General features: G+C 70.8%; 7 protein-coding genes. 4 read left to right on the forward strand and 3 right to left on the reverse strand.

Annotated features, from left to right (window positions below):
- Nucleotides 1-4: 4 nt before the first annotated feature.
- A complete protein-coding gene (locus AB0N66_RS22215) occupies nt 5-7174 on the reverse strand; it encodes an SDR family oxidoreductase (RefSeq protein ID WP_365437732.1) in 7170 nt (2389 codons plus the stop codon).
- Between the two features lie 749 nt (nt 7175-7923).
- Here AB0N66_RS22215 and AB0N66_RS22220 point away from each other — a divergent pair.
- Nucleotides 7924-8892, forward strand: a complete 969-nt coding sequence (locus AB0N66_RS22220) for an aldo/keto reductase (protein ID WP_365437734.1) — start codon at nt 7924-7926, stop codon at nt 8890-8892.
- A gap of 570 nt (nt 8893-9462) precedes the next feature.
- On the forward strand, nt 9463-11325 hold the full coding sequence (locus AB0N66_RS22225) for a ricin-type beta-trefoil lectin domain protein (protein WP_365437737.1): 1863 nt from the start codon (nt 9463-9465) through the stop codon (nt 11323-11325).
- 135 nt (nt 11326-11460) lie between these two features.
- On the opposite strand, the gene AB0N66_RS22230 is transcribed toward AB0N66_RS22225, so the two are convergent.
- Together AB0N66_RS22230 and AB0N66_RS22235 are read right to left on the reverse strand one after the other, a co-directional pair.
- Nucleotides 11461-12090, reverse strand: a complete 630-nt coding sequence (locus AB0N66_RS22230) for a DUF4232 domain-containing protein (RefSeq protein WP_365438114.1) — start codon at nt 12088-12090, stop codon at nt 11461-11463.
- Between the two features lie 245 nt (nt 12091-12335).
- Complete coding sequence (locus AB0N66_RS22235; RefSeq protein WP_365437740.1) at nt 12336-13721, reverse strand: serine/threonine-protein kinase; 1386 nt, start codon at nt 13719-13721, stop codon at nt 12336-12338.
- A 52-nt stretch (nt 13722-13773) separates the two neighbouring features.
- On the opposite strand from AB0N66_RS22235, the gene AB0N66_RS22240 reads away from it, so the two are divergent.
- Both AB0N66_RS22240 and AB0N66_RS22245 read left to right on the forward strand, forming a co-directional pair.
- Complete coding sequence (locus AB0N66_RS22240; protein ID WP_365437743.1) at nt 13774-14019, forward strand: DUF2637 domain-containing protein; 246 nt, start codon at nt 13774-13776, stop codon at nt 14017-14019.
- Between the two features lie 88 nt (nt 14020-14107).
- Nucleotides 14108-17512 carry a S8 family serine peptidase gene (locus tag AB0N66_RS22245; RefSeq protein ID WP_365437745.1) on the forward strand — a complete coding sequence of 1135 codons (3405 nt, stop codon included), beginning with the start codon at nt 14108-14110 and terminating at the stop codon, nt 17510-17512.
- Nucleotides 17513-17591: the final 79 nt, after the last annotated feature.

Consider the following 17591-nt stretch of genomic DNA (forward strand, 5'->3'; position numbering starts at 1 on the left):
AGGTTCACCAGCCGGAGGCGGTGTAGACGACGGCGGTGTCGCCCTCGGGGCCCCAGGCCAGTTCACGCAGCAGGCTCATGGTGCCCTCGTCGGGGTCGATGAGCTGGATGCCGCGGCCCGCGTAGTGCCGCATCAGCTCCGGCGTGACCATGCCGTGGTTGCCGTCGCCCGTCGGTGCCCAGGGGCCCCAGTGGACGGTCAGTCCGCGGCGGCCCGCGCCGTCGGCCGCCCAGTTGGTGCCGAGGGTTTCCAGCGCGTCGTTGGCGGCGGCGTAGTCGGACTGGCCGCGGTTGCCGAGGGTCGCCGCGATGCTGCCGAACAGCACCGCGAACCGGGGACCGTCCGCCAACTCGCTGATTGCGTCGAGCAGTTCACGCGCCCCGTCGACCTTCGTACGGAACACCCGGTCGTACGACGCCGGGCTCTTCTCCGCGATCAGCTTGTCCTCGATCACACCCGCCGCGTACACGACGCCGTCGAGCCTGCCGTGCTCGGCGTAGATCTCCTTGACCGCACCGCGTACGGCCTCACTGTCCAGTGCGTCGACAGCGCGGTAGCGCACCTGGGAGCCGAGCCCGGCGAGCTTGCGCAGCGTGCCGCGCACCTCGCGTTCGGCCTGGATCCGGCCGATCGCCCGCTCGATCTCGGCGGGCACCCGCAGTCCGCCCGCGATGAGCGCCGTCCGCAGTTCGCCCGCGGTGCTCGCGGCGGCGAGGGAGGGGTCCTCCTCGCCCTCGGGAAGGGCGGTACGGCCGAACAGTTCGATGCGGCAGCGGCTCGCCCCGGCGAGGGTGGCGGCGAAGCGGGCGGTGATCCCGCGCGCGCCGCCGACCAGGAGCACGACCGAGTCGGAGTCGAGGCCGAGGGCGGTCGCCTCGGCGGCGCCGTCCCCGGCCGGGCCCGCGCCCGTACTGCCGAGCAGGCCCAGGCCCTCCTCCGCCATACGCAGTCCGCGGCGGGTGCCGGGTGCGCGCAGGACGACCGGCTCGCGGTCGGGCGCGGTGAGTTCGGCGACGAGATCGGCGGCGATGTCCTCGGGCGCGGTACCGGGGGAGTGCTCGACCACCCGGGCGACCGTGTCGGGGTACTCGCGTGCGACCGACCGGAAGAATCCGCGCAGTCCGGCTGAGGCCCCGGAGGCCAGCACCCAGCGCGGGTTGTCCGCCAGCACACGCTGGTAGGCGGAGAAGACGTCCGGCAGGACGGGCGGGGCGTCCGGTGCGACGAGGTGGATGAGCCCGTCGAAGCTCCCGTCGGCGGGAGGCTCGACGGCGGTCAGGGCCTTGGCCCCGTACGCGGGGAGGAGGGCGGCCAGTGCGTCGGCCACCGGCCCTTCGCCGAGGACCAGGAAGCTACGGCCGGTCAGTTCACCCTCAGCGAGGTCTGCGGCGGCGAGGTCGAACTCCTGCATGACGAGACGCTTGGGGGCCACGACGACGGCGGGTGAGCCGGCCGGGGTGGATTCCAGGGGCTCGGGCTTGACCACTGCGGGAACGGCAGCGACTGCCTCGACCGGGGCCGCTCCGCCCCGGACGCCCGCCACCAGCGCGGCGATACCCGCGGCGGTACGTGCCTTCGCCAACTCCTCCACATCGGCCTCGCCCGTCGCGGTCAGGCCCAGCCGCCCTGCCAACTCTCCGGCGATCTCAGCCCGCTTGATGGAGTCGATGCTCAGGTCGGCTTCCAGGTCGAGGTCCGGTTCGATCATGTCGACCGGATATCCCGTCCGCTCACCGATCACGTCGAGCACCAGCGCGAGGACGGACTCGACGGTCGGTGTCTTCGGTCCGGCGGTGGTAGCGGTGGCGGCGGGGGCCGGGGCGGGAGTCGATCCGGGCCCGGTGAACCGCTCGACCAGGGCGGTGATGGCGGCGGCGGTACGTGCCTTCGCCAGCTCCTCCACATCGGCCTCGCCCGTCGCGGTCAGGCCCAGCCGCCCTGCCAACTCTCCGGCGATTTCGGCGCGTTTGATGGAGTCGACACTGAGGTCGGCTTCGAGGTCGAGGTCCGGTTCGATCATGTCGACCGGATATCCCGTCCGCTCACCGATCACGTCGAGCACGACCGACAGCACCGAGGCACCGGCGGTCACCGCCGCCAGGGCCGGTATCGGCTCTGCGGAAGGCCGCGGAGCCGGGACGGCGGGCAGCGCGGTCACGGTGACGGGAGCGTCCGCGTACGTGACCCGGGCGGGAGCGTCCGCGTACGTGACCCGGGCGGGAGTGTCCGCGTACGCGAGTGGGGCGGGAGCCAAGGGCCGTACCCCTGGATCCGTCCCCAGATACCCCAGCATCACATCCCGCTGAGCCGCGATCATCTCCCGGCTCGTCCGCAGGAACTCGGTTATCAGAGCCTCGGAGCCGGTGACGGCCACCGGTCCGGCTGACGTGCTGTGGGTCACGAGGGCCTCCGGGACACGCTGGGCGGGATGGAGTGCGGCGGCGGGGATCGCGCCGTCCGCCGCCTTACGGAGCAGATGGCCGTCGACGGTCCAGGCGGCGCGCTTGCGGCGGGGGGCGCGGGCGTCGGCGGTGACCGCGTCCCGGCCCTGGAAGAGCCAGGCGGTCCTGATGTCGACGCCGGCGACGGCCAGTTGGGCGAGCGCGGAGAGGAAACCGGTGAGCCCGCTGCGCGGGCCGTCCTCCAGCGCGACGGTCTGGTGCGGTCGGTCGCCGAGGATCCTGCCCACCAGCCGAGTGAGCACCGCGCCGGGGCCGGCCTCGACGAAGATCCTCGCCCCGGCCTCGTACATTGCCTCGATCTGGTCGGCGAACCGGACGGGTGCGCCGATCTGGGCGGCCAGTTCGGCCCGGATCGCCTCAGGTGTCTCGGGGTAGCGCTCGGCGGTGCGGTTCGACCACACGGGGAAGTCGGTCGCGCCGACCGGGACTTCGGCGAGTACCTCGGCGAACGTCTCGCCGGCCGCGGCGACCAGTGGGCTGTGGAACGCGCACGCCACGGGGATCCGCTTCGCGCTGAGCCCGTGCGCCTTCAGCCGTTCCACGGCCGTGAGGATGTCCTCGGTGGGGCCCGAGATCACCGTCTGGCGGGGCGAGTTGCGGTTCGCCGTCACCACTCTTCCGGCGAGGCCGGCGTCCGAGAGGGCCGCCGCGACCTCCGGCTCGCCCCCGGCGACGGCGGCCATTGTGCCGGGGTCGCCGTCACCGGTGGCGCCCAGGATGGCGGCGGCCCGGTCGCGGCTGGCCCGCAGCAGTACATCGGGTGTGAGAGCGCCCGCCGCGGCCAGTGCCGCCAGTTCTCCGTAGCTGTGTCCGGCCGCCATGGCCGGGCGTACGCCGGCCCGGGTGAGGAGCTGGTGTGCGGCGAGTCCGGTGAGGCCGAGGGCGGGCTGAGCGACGGTGGTGTCGGTGATCCGCGCCTGCTGCTCCTTGCGGCTCTTGTCGTCGAAGGCGGTCGGCGGGAAGAGCACCCGCGCCGTGTCCTCGTCGAGCCGCAGATGGCGCTGGAGTTCGGGGAAGGCCACGAACAGCTCGGCGAACATCCCGGGCCGCTGGCTGCCCTGCCCGGGAAAGAGCAGTGCCAGGTCGCCGGGCTCGGTGTCGTCGGCGGCGAACAGGCCTTCCTTCGGGGCGTGTTCACCCGCCACGGCGCGGCGAAGCAGCGCTGTCAGTTCCTCCGTCGATTCGGCCACGAGCGCGATCCAGACCCGCGCGCCACGAGTGGCGACGGACTCGGAGCGCCGGGACGCGGCGAGCGCGAAGTCCCGCAGCCGCCACGGCTCGTACGGGCCGGAGTCCCCCTCGACGAGGGTGAGCAGGTCCGCGGCGGCCCGTACGGCCGTGGCCCGGTCGGAGCCCCGGAAGGTGAACAGTTCGGCGGGCCACTGCTGGGCCGAGGTGACGGGCGGCGGACCGTCCTCGTAAGCACGCAGGACGACATGGAAGTTGGTGCCGCCGAAGCCGAAGGCACTGACCCCGGCGAACCGTTCGGCCGGAGCCGCCGCCCAGGGGCGGGCCTCGGTGTGGAAGGCGAACGGGCTGCTCTGCGCGTCCCAGGCCGGGTTCGGTTCGGTGAGGTGCAGGGTCGGCGGCTTCACGCCCGTGTGCAGGGCGAGCGAGGTCTTGATGAGCCCGGCGAGTCCGGCGGCGCACTTGGTGTGCCCGATCTGCGACTTGACCGAGCCGAGCGCGCAACTGCCGGGCTGTGCACCGGCGTCCTCGAACACCTTGGTCAGGGAGCCGAGTTCGGTGCGGTCACCGACGACGGTGCCGGTGCCGTGCGCCTCGACGAGACCCACCTCGGCGGGCGAGACACCCGCGTTGCGGTAGGCCCGGGCCAGCGCGTTGTACTGCCCCTCCGGCCGGGGCGCGGTGAGACCGAGCGCCCGGCCGTCGCTGGCGCTGCCGACACCCTTGATGACCGCGTACACCCGGTCGCCGTCGCGTTCGGCGTCGGCGAGCCGCTTGAGTACGACACAGCCGACGCCTTCGCCGAGCGCGATGCCGTCGGCCGCGCTGTCGAAGGGGGCGGAGCGGCCGGAGGGGGAGAGGGCGTGCGCGGAGGCGAAGAGCAGGTAGTCGTTGATGCCGTTGTGCAGATCGGCGCCACCGCACAGCACCAGGTCGCTGGTCCCGCTCACCAGTTCCTTGCACGCCACGTCGACGGCGGTGAGGGAGGAAGCGCAGGCCGCGTCCACGGTGTAGTTGGCGCCGCCGAGGTCGAGACGGTTGGCGATCCGGCCGGAGATGACGTTGGCCAGGATGCCCGGGAAGGAGTCCTCGGTCAGCCGTGGCAACTGCTCGTCGAGAGCGGGCGGCAACTCGCCCAGGTAGGCGGGCAGTACGGAACGCAGCGTCATGGCGTTCGACAGGTCGCTGCCGGCCTCCGCGCCGAACACGACCGACGCGCGGGCCCGGTCGAAGGCCCGGCTCCCGTAACCGGAGTCATCGAGGGCGCGGCGCGCGGCTTCGAGGGCCAGCAGCTGGACGGGCTCGATGGCGGGCAGCGAGGCCGGCGGAATCCCGTACCGCAGCGGCTCGAAGGGGATCTCGGGGAGGAAACCGCCCCAGCGGGACGGCGTCTTCTCACCCGCGCCGTCCGGGTCGTGGTAGAGATCCGCGTCCCAGCGGGTCGCGGGTACCTCGGTGACCGCGTCCTCGCCGGCGAGGACGTTCGCCCAGAAGGTGGCGAGGTCGGGGGCACCGGGGAACATGCAGGCCATCCCGACGATGGCGATGTCGAGCGGCTGGGGGGCGGCCGGTGCGGCCGGTTCCTCGATGCCCAGGCCGCGCAGCCGCGCCGAGAGGAAGTGCGCCGCACCCGTGGTGACAGCGGTGTGCAGCGCGGCGACAGTGGTGACCTCGGAGCGCAGCACGGCGACCTCACCGGCCATGAACATGCCCTCGGCGAGCTGCCGTTCCTCGCCGACGGCACTCAGCCCGCCCTCGACGCGCTCGATGCCCTTACTGGCCAGTCGCAGTCGCCCGACATTGAGCTGCTCCAGCTGCTCCCAGGCCTCCCGGCCGGGTATCTCGCGGGCCGCCAGGTCCTGCTTGACGGCGGCGAACTCGTCGGTGAACGGACTGTTCACGCAGCGGGTGGCGTGTCCGGGAGCGGTCTCCAGGAGATCGGTCCTCTCGGCTGCGATCACCTGCTGCTGGAACAGGGGCAGCACCGCGCCCGCGGTCACTGCCTCCTCGGTGAACAGATACGCCGTGCCCATCAGTACGCCGATGGCGGCACCCTGCGCGCTGAGTGGCGCGGCGAGGGCGGTGACCATGGCGGCGGACCGCTCGTCGTGCACCCCGCCGGCGAACAGCAGTTGTAGCTCGGCGGCCTTGGCGGACTTCGTCCCCGCCAGGAAGTCGTCGAGCACGCCGAGCTGCGCCTCCCACAGCGGGAAGCTGTTGCGCGGGCCGACATGGCCGCCGCATTCGGCGCCCTCGAAGATGAACTTGCGCGCGCCCGCTTCCAGGAACTGCTTCAGCAGCCCCGGCGACGGCACGTGCAGGAACGTGGAGATGCCCACTTCCTCCAGTGCGGCGGCCTGTGCGGGACGGCCGCCCGCGATGATCGCGTGGGAGGGGCGGATCTCTCGTACGACGTCGAGCTGGGCGGCCTTGATCTCCTCGTCGGCGAATCCGAGGACGCCGACACCCCACGGCTTGTCGCCGAGCGCGTCCCGGGTCTCCTCAAGGACGGCGCGGGTCTGCTCGGCGCCGGAGAGCGCGAGGGCGATAAAGGGCAGCGCACCCGCGCGGCCCACCTCGGCCGCGAACCCGGCCTGGTCGCTCACGCGGGTCATCGGTCCCTGGGCGACCGGCAGTTGGGTTCCGAGTGCCTGGCTGCCCGGGCCGCCGGGGGCGAGCGCGGGGCCGGCGTTCTTCAGAGCGTCGAGGACCGAGTCCCGTACGCCGCGCACCGCCGCGTGGACGGTGCCCCACTGCTCCTGGAAGCGAGCCGCGAGGAAGCCGTCCTGGCCGATCTCGGCGGCCGGGGAACCGCCCTCGGTGGGGACGGCGCCGGGTCTGCGGCGCCGTACGACGCGCCGGCCGTCCTCCACGGTGGTCTCGGAGCCGTCGAGCCCGGCAAGCAGCGTGGTGGTCTCGGCGGGCAGCTCGGACTCGGCCTCGGAGAGCAGGGCGAGCTGGGTGTCCAGGACGACACCGGCACCGCCGCCGGCGACGACGGCCGCCGCGGTGTGCGGGCCGGCACCGCCGCAGGCCCAGACCGGCAGGTCCAACTCCGCGTCGGCGAGCAGCTGTTGCACCAGTACGAAGGTGCTCAGTTCGCCGATGGGACCGCCGGCCTCATGACCCCGGGCGATCAGCCCGTGGGCCCCGGCCGCAGCGGCCCTCAAGGCCTGCTCGCGACCGGTCACCTCAACGAGCACGCGGCGGCCGGGGAACTCGGTGGCCGTGCACGAGGCGTCGCTGGTCAGCAGGACCGTGTGCACGGCGGCGGGCAGGTCCCGCGCGGGAAAGGCATCGTTGTCGGCCAGTCGTACGCCGAATCCGGCGGCCGACCACTCCTCGGCGAGCGTGAGTTGTGCCGCGGCACGGCGCCCGCCCGAGGTGAGGTCGAGCACGCCCAGACCACCGGCGTGTACGGCAGCCGCGGTGAGCCGTGCCGAAGCGACGGCGAACGGGTTCACGGCGATGACAATGTCTTCGACGGCGAACAGCCCGGAAGTAACGAAGTTCGGCACAGGCACGCGAACGCTCCAAATCACACAAGTGTGAGGGTGAGTGGGGGAGAGCGCTGGAACGCGCAGCGACTTCGGTGCGCGGCACGCTCATAGTCATTGCGCATCCCTGTGAAAGTCAAACTCTCAAAGGGCGGCCGACGTGCCTCATTTAACGTCGGCGACACAGCTCAGGGGGTCTGACTTACCAGCTGGTAACCAGGAACCCACCAGAAGCACAGCTGGAACTGGTCAGTCGTTCACTCTTGCCCGCGTCTGCCCCAACTCGTCTACCAACAAGCTGACTTGACGATACGTCAGAAACCGGTTCCTGTGGATCGCCCAGGAAGAGATTGTTTTCGGTCACGCCAATTGAATGTGCAACAAGTTTTTCTTCACATAGCCGAAACAGACTCTTGCGTAAAAGGGTGGGATCCGACACTTCGGCGTTTATGGTCGGCTTCATAATGTCCGGACCGGTCCGGTTCCACCCCCTCGACGTCATCTTTGTCCCACGCGCGGACATGGCGATTGGGTAAACGAGATTCAGCTCTTGTCGGGAGGACAGCTCTCCGGCGCCGCGCGGCATTGGCCTGACGGCCAGGCTGCTCCTCCACACCGACGCCTCCTCCGTGGCAGTCGGGCAGCCGCCGCGGCGGTGCCGGCCGTGCGTCTAAGGCGTCCGCGACCGGGAATGGCACTCTTGAAGGTCTGGACCGCGCCCGGCACGGCCGCCGCGCCGGGCCTCAGTCCCACCGTCTTGGAGAGCAGGAGTGAGCATGCAGTACGTGAAGCTCGGTTCGACGGGCCTGGACGTGTCCCGGATCTGCCTGGGCTGCATGAGCTTTGGGCTGCCGGATCGTGGCACCCATGAGTGGACGCTCGACGAGGAGGCGTCGCGTCCGTTGATCCGCCAGGCGCTGGAGGCCGGGATCAACTTCTTCGACACCGCGAACGTGTACTCCGACGGCACCAGCGAGGAGATCGTCGGCCGGGTGCTGGCGGACCTCACGCGCCGCGACGAAGTCGTCATCGCCACCAAGGTGAACGGCTCGATGCACGAGGGGCCCAACGCCCGCGGTCTGTCCCGTAAGGCGATCATGACGGAGATCGACAACAGCCTGCGCCGGCTGGACACCGATTATGTCGACCTGTACCAGATCCACCGCTTCGACCACGCCACCCCCATCGAGGAGACGATGGAGGCCCTTCATGACGTGGTGAAGGCGGGGAAGGTCCGGTACATCGGGGCGAGTTCGATGTACGCCTGGGAGTTCTCCAAGGCTCAGTACACGGCCCGGTTGAACGGCTGGACACGGTTCGTCTCCATGCAGAACCACTACAACCTCCTTTACCGGGAGGAGGAGCGCGAGATGCTGCCGCTCTGCGAGGACCAGGGCGTCGGCGTACTGCCCTGGAGTCCGCTGGCCCGCGGCCGACTCACCCGCGACTGGGACACCGCCACCGCGCGCAGCCGGACCGACGAGTACGGCAGGAACCTCTACCAGGACGGTGACCGCGAGATCGTCGACGCCGTCGCCCGGATCGCCGCGGCGCGTGACGTGCCGCGCGCGCGGATCGCCCTCGCTTGGCTGCTGCACCAGGATTCGGTCACCGCCCCCATCGTCGGCGCCACCAAGCCGCACCACGTCAAGGACGCGGTGGCCGCGCTCGCCGTGGAACTGACGGACAAGGAGATCGAGGAACTGGACGAGCCGTACGCGCCCCGGGCGATCAGCGGCCACTGACAGTTCGGGGGCCCGGCGCCCTTCGCACCAACGGGGCGGCTTCCTCGCGGCGCGGCGAAAGCAATGAGGCATGGGGAGTGCTCCCCATGCCTCATTGCATTGCATGGGCATGCCAGGGTGACAATGCCACTTGAGTGCCCTTTGGGTGGTTGAAGTGTTCGCCTGGTGGGCGGAGCGGCCAGTTCGGTGTGGTGGTCCCCGGCTGTCGCGCGAATCCGAATTTCATTTGCGGGACCCCTCGCGGTGACCGTCCGTCAATATCCTCACTCTCGAGGGAAAAGGGAAAATCACGAGACTGCTTGTTCCGACTCGTCACCCTGTGCAAAGGTGTGCGTTGTCGGCGTGCAGACAATATTTGCATCGTTCTGTACGCATACGGTGCACTCGTCCGCCCCTCGCCTGACCAGAGCCGCCTGAGGTGGTTGTTCGCGGTGCAACCCCCCATGGGTAGTCCCTCCGCTTTGCCGGGTGGGCTACATACCCATTGGTATGGACTATTCCTACGTTACCTCTGGGAGGAAAGCGGACGTGAATGACGCAGTCCTGTCCAATTCCCCAACACCCGCTCGCTTGTTCGAGATCTCAGATGAGCGACTCACCGCCGATCTGAAGAAGAGCCTGGGGAACACACCGGCGAACTTTCCCGTCGGTGAACTCCTCGACCGCCACTGGGAAGCGGTCTTCTCTTACGCGCGGCTGTGCACGAACGGTGTGCGTCCCGCCGGAATGCTCACCACGGCCACATTCACCAGACTGTTCGGGGAATCGCTGCGGCAGACCGGGCCGACGGCCGCATGGCGCCCGCAGTTGCTCGTCACCGTGCGCCGCATAGCCGCCGAGTGGCTCATGGACCAGCGGGCCGAACAAGTCCATCCCGAACTGTGGTCGGGCCCGGACCGTGACGAGCGGGCCGCCGCGCGGCTCCTTCTGCCCGCGAACAGACGCCTGCTGGCCAGAGCCTTCCAGCGGCTCCCGGAGCCGGCCCGCTGCCTGCTCTGGCACACCGAGGCCGAGGCGGAGCCACTGCACCTGCCCGCCGCCCTGTTGGGCCTCGCCGCCGACGACGCCGTCGTAGAACTGCGGCGGGCCCGCGAACGCCTGCGCGAGGGGTGCCTGGAATTCCATCGTGAACTGGCCCCCGCGGAGGAGTGCCGGCACTACAGCCGCATGCTCGACGCGTCCCTCAGACGCGGCGGCGCCGACCTCGACCCCGACCTCCGGCGCCACATGGCCAGATGCGAGCACTGCTGTTACGCCGCCGACCAGTTGAACCAGTTCAACGGCGAACTCGCCCTCGCACTGGCCGAAGCCGTACTCGGCTGGGGCGCGCGGGCCTATCTCGAAACGCGGCAGGGACGCGCCACCGAGATCGTGGAAGTGACCGAAACTCCCGAGGCCGCGGCAGCCGCCCCGACGGAATACCTCCACCTTCCGGCCGATGCTCCACGCCCCCCGAGCTTTCCCCCTCGGCCCGCGCCGCGCGGTCACACGCACACCGACTCCCGCTCGTCGACGCGCAAGGCCCACCGGCGCGCTCCACGTCGCCGGAACGTCGCCCTCGCCGTGCTGACCGTGAGCGGCCTGATCCTGGCCCCGCTCGTCCTGTGGGCCGGCCTGAGTTCCGGCGGCGAGGACAGCGCGGCCGACGGCACCTCGGGGGCGCCCAGTTCGGGTCCGGACAAGGCGCCGGGACCGAACCCGTCCTGGGTGGGGTCCGGTGACCAGTCGAACGGCGCCGCCGGAGGGCGGCTGCGCAACTCCGGCAACGGGCTGTGCATCGGCATCGTCGGCGACAAGCCCGTGAAGGGCGCCGAGACCGAACTCACGTCGTGCACCTCGAAGTCGGTCCAGCTGTGGACGTACGAGGAGGACGGGCTGCTGCGCAACGTGGCCGACCCCGACCTTTGCCTCGACTCCCACCTCGGCTATTCGGTCCAACTGGCCCCCTGCACGGGCGACTCCCAGCCGGGCACCAAGAACGTGCGCTACGACTTCACCCTCCAGGGCGCCCTCGTGCCGCGCTGGAACCAGGACCTGGCCCTCGCCCCCGCCTCCACCGAGGAAGCGGCGGCCCTGGTCCTCAAGGTCCGCGAGGACGAGTCGGCCCAGCGCTGGACGCTCGACACCACTTCGCCCTCCCTCCAGCTGGAGGCGGTCAACTGGGGCTCCACCAGCGAATCCAGGGCGCCCGTCCCCGGTCCTGTTACCACCCCCTCGAAGACACCGTCGCCCAGCGCCACACCCAAGCCGTCTGCGACAACGTCGTCCCCGAAGCCGACGCCGTCGGCGTCCGCTTCTCCGACGACCGGCTACTGCTACTACCCCTATTTCTACTGCCCGGGGGACGGGCAGTACGACGGGGGCGGCTACGACTACGGCTACGGAGACAGCAACGGCGGCGGAAACGACGGAGGCGGGGGAGGCCGCCGGTGAGTGCTCAGGACCCGGCCGCCCCCGAAGCCGCTTACGTGACAAACCGCCGCTGACCTGCGGCTATGGGGACGCCAAACCCCGCCGACCGGCTCTGCGGGCGGCGGGGTGGGGCGGGGGAGTGCGGCGAGCGAGTGGTCAGGAACCGGCGCCGGAGCGCACAACCGTCAGGGATACCGTCGAGAAGTTGCCGGAGACGGGAACCTTGCCCTGGGTCCACTTCACCTTGAGCGAGTCCTTCTCGTCGGGCGGTGTGACCAGCAGCGCGGCGGGAGTCGCCGTACGGGCCCCGCTGATCTCCGGGTTGGAGAACGTCAGCCCGGCCCAGGCCTGCTGCCCCGGTGCCAGCGTCACCGTCGTAGGCGACTCCGAGGAGCGCTCGGGATCGGGGCCCAGTTGCTTGCCGGACGCGTCGACGAAGGCCGCGCCGGGGAAGCCGCGCAGGGTGCAGGTGCGCTGGGAGCTGTTGGTCAGGTTGATCGGGAAGTTCTCCTGACCCGCGCCGGGGTCGTTGCCGCCGACCGACGCGGTCAGTTCGGAGGTGTGGCAGCGGGTGCTGGAGGCCGTCGTCGTGGACGAGGCCGGAGCGGTCGTGCCGGAATCGGACGAGGTGGTGCTGCCCGGTGTGCTCTCGGTGGGGCCGGCGGTGATGCTCCCGCCCGAGTCCGTGGTGTGGTCACCGGATGCGGGCTCGGCCGTACCGGGAAGCGTCTGCGGCGTACTGCTCGAGCTGTTGTCGGAACCACAGGCGGAGAGCAGGCCCACCATCGCGATGCCCGCGACCAGTGCCGCCAGACGAGCCGGGGTCGAGGTACTGCGTGTACGCACCGCGCCGGTCCGGTCCGAGTCAGGGGCCTGGTCCGCCGTGCCATGCCGGAAGGTCGCCATCTCACCACTCCTTGAGGAATTCACCGCACGCGTCCTGACGCGTACGCACGGCGCCACATGCCCCGTCATCAGTGTCCGATGCACCATGACGCCGAAAAGTTCGCGGGTTCGGCAGGTGATTCGCGTCAGCCGCCGACCCGCACCGAACCCAGCACACCGTCCGTCGCGTCGCTGCCGCCGTCCTGCCGGATCTGCACATACACCTGCGGCTGCTCGGCACCGTCCGCAGGCGTGAGCCCCGCCTCCGTCAGGGAGCCTGCGCCGCCCGGACAGTCGTCCCAGGTCCGTATCAGCCCGTGCCAGCGCGAGCCGGTGTAGGTGCGGCTGCCGCCGAAGTGGCATCCGGTGTGGGCGATCGAGCCGACCACGGCGGTGACATCGCCGTGCTCACTGAGACCGATGAACGCTCCGTTCACGCCGGAGCGCAGGTCCTGCCATTTCGCCAGATCGTCCGCGACAGCGAGACCGGGTTCCGTCCCGTCCGGCAGGCCAAGGGTCTTCGGATTCCATCCGGAGTCGCGCAGCTGACGGCCCCACGCGCGGGGTACCTCGGCCGTGACCCGTCCGGAGCTGTCCTGTACCTGGGCGACGGTCTCTGTGCTGTTGTCCCGGGTGACGACCAGGGCGGTGACACCGACTGCGGCGACCGCGACCATCGCCGCCAGCGCCGTGATCACGGCCCGTCCACGACGGCGCGGCCGACGAGCCGTGGACACCTGGCCGGCCAGCCGGTCGAGCTCCGCCGCGAACTCCAGCGCGGTGGGCCAGCGCCGCTCGCGGTCGGGTTCCATGGCGCGCAGCAGTGCCCGCTGGACGTCCGGCGCCAGGTCCGTACGCAGTCGGTCCGGCCGTACGACCTTGCCGGGCGCGCCGGGGACCGTGCCCGTGACGAGGTGGTAGCCGAGCGCGCCCAGGCTGTATACGTCGGCCCGCGCGTCGATCCCGGAACCGGGCTCGGCCTGCTCGGGCGGCGTGTAGCCCGCCGAGCCGGCCGCCATGGTGAGCCCGGACGCCTGGGCCAGGCTCTTGGCCAGGCCGAGGTCCGCGAGCAGGACGCGGTCGGAACCGCCGGGCGAGGAGCGCAGCAGTACATTGGACGGCTTGATGTCCCGGTGCACGATGCCGGCCTCGTGCAGCGCGGCCGCTCCCCGCGCCGCGAGCGCCGTCAGCCGCAGGGCCTCGGCGACGGGCAGTGGTCCGGCGGCGAGCCGGTCGGCGAGGGTGCCTCCGTCGGCGTACTCCATGACGAAGTAGGGCCTGCCGTCGGGGAGCTCACCGATGTCGTAGACCTGGACGACCCGGTTCGAGTCGGCGCGGCGCAGCAGGCGGGCCTCGGAGAGGAACCGCTCCCGGATGTCCAGCTGGTCGACCCAGTTGTCGGACAGCACCTTCACGGCGACAGCCGCTTCCAGTACGTCGTCGTGGGCGAGCCACACGACACCGAAGCCGCCGGCGCCCAGCCGCCGGTCCAGGCGGTAGCGTCCGATCCGATCGAGGGGATCCCTCAGCACGGGCGAGCCGCCGGAAAGGCGCAGTGGCTGTGGCCTGCCGGCCGCGTCCGCAGTGGCGTACGCCTCCTGTGGTCACCAGCGGGCATTTGCTCTCCAGGGCGGGGCGGAGGCCACGAGCGCGGCGCTGCGGCCGCTGTCCGTAGACGGGTTGCTGCTCGTGGCGTCGATCGGGCTGTTGAAGCCTACCCGTCACGTCGGCCGCCGAGTGCTCCGCACCCTGAGACGCCTCCCGGCTGATGCCGCGTCAGAAATAGGTTTGATGTTGTGGCAACCCGATGGCACTCCGGTTCGTATCTAGGGCGAGCCGTTGGGTGTACGGGTGAGGCACCGGGGTCCCCGGGGTCGCAGGACGGCTCCTGTCCGATTCCGAATCATCAGGAGTTCAGGTGGAGTTACGCAGTAGACGAAGGCGTGCGGTACTGGCGGCAGGGGTCGTTTCCACGGTCCTTGTGCTGGCCGGCGTCCCGGGCGGGGTGGCCCAGGCCGCGCCGACCGACGGGCCCGCGGGGGCGCTGTCCCAGAGCGCCGGCGGCGTGGGTGCGGCCGGGGCGGTGAAGACGGTGACGCTGATCACCGGCGACCGAGTCCTGGTGGACGGCGCGGGCCAGGTCACCGGGGTGGAGCGGGCCGAAGGCCGGGAGCGCGTGCAGTTCTCGGTCCGGGAGGTCGCCGGGCACACCCAGGTGGTGCCAGGTGACGCGGAACTCCTGCTGGCGCAGGGCAAGTTGGACACCCGGCTGTTCGACGTGACCCAGTTGGTGGCGGACGGTTACGACGACGCGGGCCGTTCCGATGTGCCGCTGATCGTCACCTTCCGGGGGAAGAAGGCGCCCTCGATGAGCCCGTTCACCGGGGCCGGGGCGCGGATGGGCCGTGCGCTGCCCGTCGTCAACGGGAAGGCGATGCGGTCCGTCAAGGAGCGTGGCGACGCGTTCTGGGAAGCCGTGACCGGCGCCGGCGCCGACACGTTCGTCGCCTCGACGGCCATCGAGAAAGTGTGGCTCGACGGTCGGCGCAAGGCCTCCCTCGACAAGAGCGTCCCGCAGATCGGCGCGCCGACCGCCTGGGCCGCCGGGTTCGACGGGACCGGCACCAAGGTGGCCGTACTGGACACCGGGATCGACACCAGCCATGCCGACCTGGCGGACCAGGTGATCGCGGAGCAGGACTTCTCCGGCAGCTCGGGCACCGGCGACAAGTTCGGCCACGGCACCCACGTGGCGTCCATCACGGCCGGTACGGGAGCCAAGTCCGGCGGTAAGTACAAGGGTGTCGCCCCGGGCGCGAAGCTTCTCAACGGCAAGGTCCTGGACGACGACGGCTTCGGCTCGGACTCCGGCATCATCGCGGGCATGGAGTGGGCGGTGGCCCAGGGCGCCGATGTCGTCAACCTCAGCCTCGGCGGCACGGACACGCCCGGTATCGACCCGATGGAGGAGACGGTCAACCGGCTCTCCGCCGAGTCGGACACACTCTTCGTCATCGCGGCCGGCAACGAAGGCGAGTTCGGCGAGCGGACCGTCGGCTCGCCCGGCAGCGCCGATGCCGCGCTCACCGTCGGAGCGGTCGACGACACCGACCAGCTCGCCGCGTTCTCCAGCCGTGGCCCGCGCGTCGGCGACGGCGGGACCAAGCCGGACCTGACCGCGCCCGGCGTCGCCATCACGGCCGCCGCAGCCGCCGGCAGCGTCCTGGAGGGCTATTTCCCCTCCGACATACCCGGCTACCTCACCCTCGACGGCACCTCCATGGCCACCCCGCATGTGGCCGGCGCCGCCGCCATCCTCGCCCAGCAGCACCCCGACTGGACCGGCGAGCGCCTCAAGGCCGTACTCACCGGTTCCGCGAAGCCGGGCTCGTACAGCTCCTTCCAGCAGGGCACCGGCCGTACCGACCTGGTCCGGGCGATCGAGCAGAGCGTCATCATCGAGCAGGGGCCGCTCGACTTCGGTGGCCAGCAGTGGCCGCACACCGACGACACTCCGGTGACCAAGCAGCTGACGTACCGCAACCTCGGTGCGGAGCCGGTCACCCTGGAGCTGTCCGTCGACGCGTACTCGGTGGACGGCAAGCCCGCCGCCGAGGGCATGTTCTCCGTGTCGCCGCAGCAGCTCACCGTCCCGGCGGGCGGCGAGGCGAGCGCCGACGTGACGGCGGACACCCGCGCCGGCGGTGCCGACGGCACCTTCGGCGGCTCGGTGCAAGCCGCCTCGGCGGACGGCAAGGTCCAGGTGCGTTCCGCCGTGGGGGCGGAGCGCGAGGTCGAGTCGTACGACCTGACGCTGAAGCACATCGACGAGAACGGTGAGCCCACCGGAGACGCCTCCACCTCCGTCATCGGCGTCGACAGCGACTTCTACGCCACCTACACCGACGAGCAGGACGGCGAGCTCACGGTGCGGCTGCCCAAGGGCGACTACACCATCAACGGGGTGATCCACCCCACCTACGAGTCCTCCACCCACGCCGTGCTGGTGCAGCCGAAGCTGAGCCTGGCGGCGGACACCAGCGTCACCGTCGACGCCAGGCAGGCGGAGCCGGTGGAGATCACCGTGCCGGACGCGGCGGCCGAGAACACCGAGGCCACGGTCGCGTTCGACTACCAGCGGGGCGAGGGCCTGCGCGCGGGCAACCTGGAGTACCTGCTGCCGACCTTCGCGGGGACCCGCTTCGGGCGACTCGGAACCGAGCAGTCCGAGAACGACGTCGCCGCGCTGTTCACCGGCGACTGGACCCGACAGGACGAAGAGGGCCGGCCGGTCACCTACCACCTCGGCTGGGAGCGTGCGAGCGACCTCGGCGGCTTCACCGCCGCGGTCGAGCAGAAGCAGCTCGCCAAGGTCGACCTCCAGGCGGGCGTGCCCGTCGAAGGCAGGAACGTCCAGATCGAGGTCAGCCCCCACACGGCCGACGGGAACCTGGTCAGCAGTTTCAGCGACCTGCGAGGGAGCCTGCCGCTGAGCACCACCGATTACGTTCTCGACAACGGTGTCAAGTGGTCCTTCCGCATGTGGCAGACCAGCGGCGAGGGCCGCGAAACGGTCTGGGAGAACTTCCTGATGCGCATGCCACAGACCTGGCAGGCCGGACAGACCTACCAGGAGCGGTTCAACATCGGCGTCTTCGGCCCGGTCCTGCCCGGCGCCACGGACTCCGGACCGGAACAGGGATTCCCCGGTGTCATCCGGCAGGGGAACACGATCCGGGCCTATGTGCCGCTGTTCGGCGACGGCGCCGGGCACTGGGGCATCAGCGACCACACCTCGCTGGAGAGCACGCTCCAGGTCGACGGCAAGGAGATCGCCGACGACTACGGAATCCCGGTGACCGACGGCGTCAGCGAGTTCACGGTTCCCGCCCAGGACAGTGCGTACAGGCTGTCCCTGGACAACACCCGTGACCCCGCGGTGTACCCGGTCAGCACTCACGTCCGGGCGGAGTGGACCTTCCGCTCCGTCACGACCTCCGACGACGAGTGGACCAAGCTGCCGCTCTCGGTGATCCGCTTCTCCCCCGAACTGAGCCTGTCCAGCACGGCGCGGGCGGGCAAGCGGTTCCAGGTGCCCTTCACGGTCGAGGGCGCGGCCGCCGGACAGCGGCTCAAGAAGCTTGCCTTCGAGGTCTCGTACGACGAGGGCACGACCTGGCAGTCCGTCAAGGCGGTCGGCGGTACGCACCTGTCGCTGACCCACCCCGCGGAGGCGGGCTCCGTCTCACTGCGGGCGAAGCTGACGGACCGTGCGGGCAACACGCTGGTCCAGACGATCGAGCGCGCCTACCTCACCCGGTAGTCCACCCGATCGCACACCTGGCCCCGCTCGGGGCGGCGCCGATGCCGCCCCGAGCGGGGCTGATACGCCCGGCGCCTGA

Source organism: Streptomyces sp. NPDC093544 (assembly GCF_040683495.1).
Classification (GTDB): Bacteria; Actinomycetota; Actinomycetes; order Streptomycetales; family Streptomycetaceae; genus Streptomyces.